The organism is Mycobacterium sp. E787 (assembly GCF_001668725.1).
Classification (GTDB): Bacteria; Actinomycetota; Actinomycetes; order Mycobacteriales; family Mycobacteriaceae; genus Mycobacterium.
In genome coordinates, this window is record NZ_LZKL01000129.1 from 1 (window position 1) to 3,173 (window position 3,173).

The 3,173-nt window shown below is 73.0% G+C and carries 3 protein-coding genes; all 3 read left to right on the plus strand.

Annotated elements, in window-relative coordinates; all coding sequences use genetic code 11:
• Positions 1-2,554, plus strand: a 2,554-nt coding sequence (locus A5705_RS26405) for an ATP-binding protein (RefSeq protein WP_068281106.1), incomplete at its 5' end; no start/stop codon positions are given.
• Positions 2,551-3,009: a roadblock/LC7 domain-containing protein gene (locus A5705_RS26410; RefSeq protein WP_067873740.1), complete on the plus strand. Its 459-nt coding sequence runs from the start codon at positions 2,551-2,553 to the stop codon at positions 3,007-3,009. The genes A5705_RS26405 and A5705_RS26410, both read left to right, overlap by 4 nt.
• Before the next feature lie 14 nt (positions 3,010-3,023).
• Positions 3,024-3,173 (plus strand): DUF742 domain-containing protein (locus A5705_RS27575; RefSeq protein ID WP_156763231.1); only part of this gene is annotated, 150 nt, incomplete at its 3' end.

Sequence of the window (3,173 nt, forward strand, 5' to 3'; positions counted from 1 at the left end):
GCCGGCGATCACCAAGTACATGTCGGCATTGGACACCGCGCTGCTGGCCAACTCGACCGGGCGCGACGTCGACGGCGCCAAGAAGAACTACGACGCGCGCAGGCACGAGCTGCAGCAGCGACTGGCGGACACCGACGTCACCCCCGACGTCCGCTCCGGGGTGAGCACCCTGCTGAACGGCGGGCAGGGGCTGCTGGACAAGGTGGCCGACAACAGCATCGGTTTGCGGGACCGGGTGACCACCTACGCCCCGATCCTGCTGACGGCGGAGGACGTCGTCAACGCGTCGGTGCGCGTCGGCAACGAGCGGATCCGCGCCGAGGCGCAGGGCCTGAGCCGGGCCGTCGGCGCCCGCGGGCAGATGACGATGCAGGAGATCCTGGTGACCCGGGGCTCCGACCTGCCCGAGCCCCAGCTGCGCACCTCGATGATGACCCTGGCCGGCACCGAACCGTCGACGCTGTTCGGCATGAGCGAGGTGCTGGGCGCCGGGTCGCCGGAGGCGAAGACGCTGCAGCAGCAGATGGTGACCCGGATGGCGATCATGTCGGATCCGGCCAGCGCGCTCGTCGACAACCCCGATCTGCTGCGCTCGATCCAGACCACCGACGGGATCGCCGAACAGGTCGTCACCGACGCCACCGCGTCGGTCACCAAGTCGGTGCAGGCCGAGGCCGCCGATCGGCGCAACTCCGCGATCCGCGACACCGTGCTGGTGCTGGCCGCCATCGTGATCGCACTGCTGGTGGTGCTGCTGGTGGCGCGCGCGCTGGTGCGGCCGCTGCGCGTGCTGCGCGACGGCGCGCTCAAGGTCGCCCACCAGGACCTCGAGGACGAGGTGGCCCGGGTCAGGGCCGGCGGCGCCGAACCCATCCCGCAGCCGCTGCCGGTGTACACCACCGAGGAGATCGGCCAGGTCGCCCACGCCGTCGACGAGCTGCACACACAGGCCCTACTGCTGGCGGGCGACGAGGCGCGACTGCGCCTGCTGGTCAACGACATGTTCGAGACCATGTCGCGGCGCAACCGTTCGCTGGTCGACCAGCAGCTCACGCTGATCGACCGGCTGGAGCGCAACGAGGAGGATCCCGAACGCCTGGACAGCCTGTTCCGGCTGGACCACCTGGCGGCGCGCCTGCGCCGCAACAGCGCCAACCTGCTGGTGCTGGCGGGCGCGCAGCTCGCCCGCGACCAGCGTGAGCCGGTGCCGCTGTCGACGGTCATCAACGCCGCGGTGTCCGAGGTGGAGGACTACCGGCGGGTCGAGCTCAGCGCGCTGCCCGACTGCCTGCTGATCGGCGCGGCGGCGGGCGCCGCCATCCACCTGTTCGCCGAGCTGATCGACAACGCCCTGCGCTACTCGCCGCCGACGACAACCGTCCGGGTCTCGGCGGCCGGCGGCGGCAACGGGCTCAGCGGCGGCGTCATGCTTCGGATCTCCGACTCCGGCCTGGGCATGAACGACGCCGACAGGCGCATCGCCAACATGCGGCTGCAGGCCGGCGGCGACGTGACCCCCGAGAATGCCCGCCACATGGGCCTGTTCGTGGTCGGCCGGATCGCCGCCCGGCACGGTATCCGGGTGGGGCTGCGGGGCCCGGCGGCCGACGAGGCGGGCACCGGCACGACCGCCGAGATCTACCTGCCGCCCACCCTGCTCGCGGGTTCCGACCGGGCCGTCGAACCGCGGGGACGGGCGGGGGCGGTCACCTCGCCGAGCACCAAACTCGCCAACGCCATCGCGACGACGGACCCTGGCGGCGGGCACGAGCAGCCGGCGAACCAGAACGGCGCCGAGCCGTCGGGGCCGTCTGTCACCTTGCTGCCCCGCCGCAACCCGGGGTCCAGCGGCATCACGGAAGTTCCCGAGGTCCCCGCCCCGCCCGCCGAGCTGCCGCGCCGCCACCGGCGCGAGCTCGCCACTCCCTGGTGGGAGGGCGGCCGGCAGGCCGAGCCGGCGCAGGAGCCGGAGCCGGAGCCGCCCGCGCAACCCGCGGCCGCGTCGGACACGTCGGCGTTCTTCGCCGCGCGGTCCCAGAACGCCCCGAGCGCCCCGGAAGCCCCCGCCACGCCCGCGGCCGGACCGCGCCCGACCATTCCGGAAGTGCCGAAGGCGCCCGAGGCCCCGGCCGCCCCGGCCGATGATGACGTCATCTACCGTCGGATGTTGTCGGAGATGCTGGGCGACCCGCACGACCTGGTGAACAGCCCCGACCTGGATTGGCAGTCGGTATGGGACCGCGGCTGGTCGCTGGCCGCGGCGGCCGAGGAAAAGCCCGTCGAGGCGCAGACCGAGCACGGGCTGCCGGTCCGCACACCGGGCGCCCGGCTGGTGCCCGGCACGGCCACCGGGGCGAGCGGTCCCGAAGGCGACCAGCCGGACGAGGGATCGCTGGTCGGGCCCAACGGCGTGGCCGGTCGGCGGCAGCCGCAGCACGCGGCCACGGCGCGGGACCCCGAGGCGGTGCGGGCCTCGTTCAGCAGCCATTTCGGTGGCGTGCGCACGGGACGGTCGCACGCCCGCGAGACGAGTGAAGGATCTGATCAGGAATGACGTCTGCCGGCAATTCGCTGGACTGGCTGGTGACGAAGTTCGCCCGCGAGGTTCCCGGGGTGGCGCACGCGTTGCTGGTGTCCGTCGACGGGTTGCCGGTCGCCGCCAGCGAGCACCTGCCGCGGGAGCGGGCGGATCAGCTGGCCGCGGTCGCCTCCGGGCTGGCCAGCCTCGCGACCGGCGCCGCGCAGCTGTTCGACGGCGGCCAGGTGCTTCAGTCGGTGGTCGAGATGGCCAACGGCTACCTGCTGCTGATGCGGGTCGGCGACGGCTCGCACCTGGCCACGCTGGCAGTGACGTCCTGCGACATCGGCCAGATCGGGTACGAGATGGCGATCCTCGTCGAACGGGTGGGCGGGGTGGTGCAGTCCACTCGCCGGTCCGAGCAGCAGCAGCGAGATCGCTCGGCTTCTCCTCGGGCCGCTGCGCGGCCCGCATCGTCGCCAAGCCTGTGAGCCTGTGAGCCGCGATGGACAGACGCGAATCCTGGTCGGCCTCCCGTGAGGCGAACCTGGTCCGTCCGTACACGCTGACGTCGGGCCGGACCGACACCGACGTCGACCTTCCGCTGGAAGCGCCGATACAGGCGTTGCAGGCCGGCCTGGCTCACCGGTGGCCG

Excerpts from the sequence above, each read along its gene's own strand:
- A5705_RS26410 (WP_067873740.1), top strand. The coding sequence starts at position 2,551 with ATGACGTCTGCCGGCAATTCGCTGGACTGGCTGGTGACGAAGTTCGCC.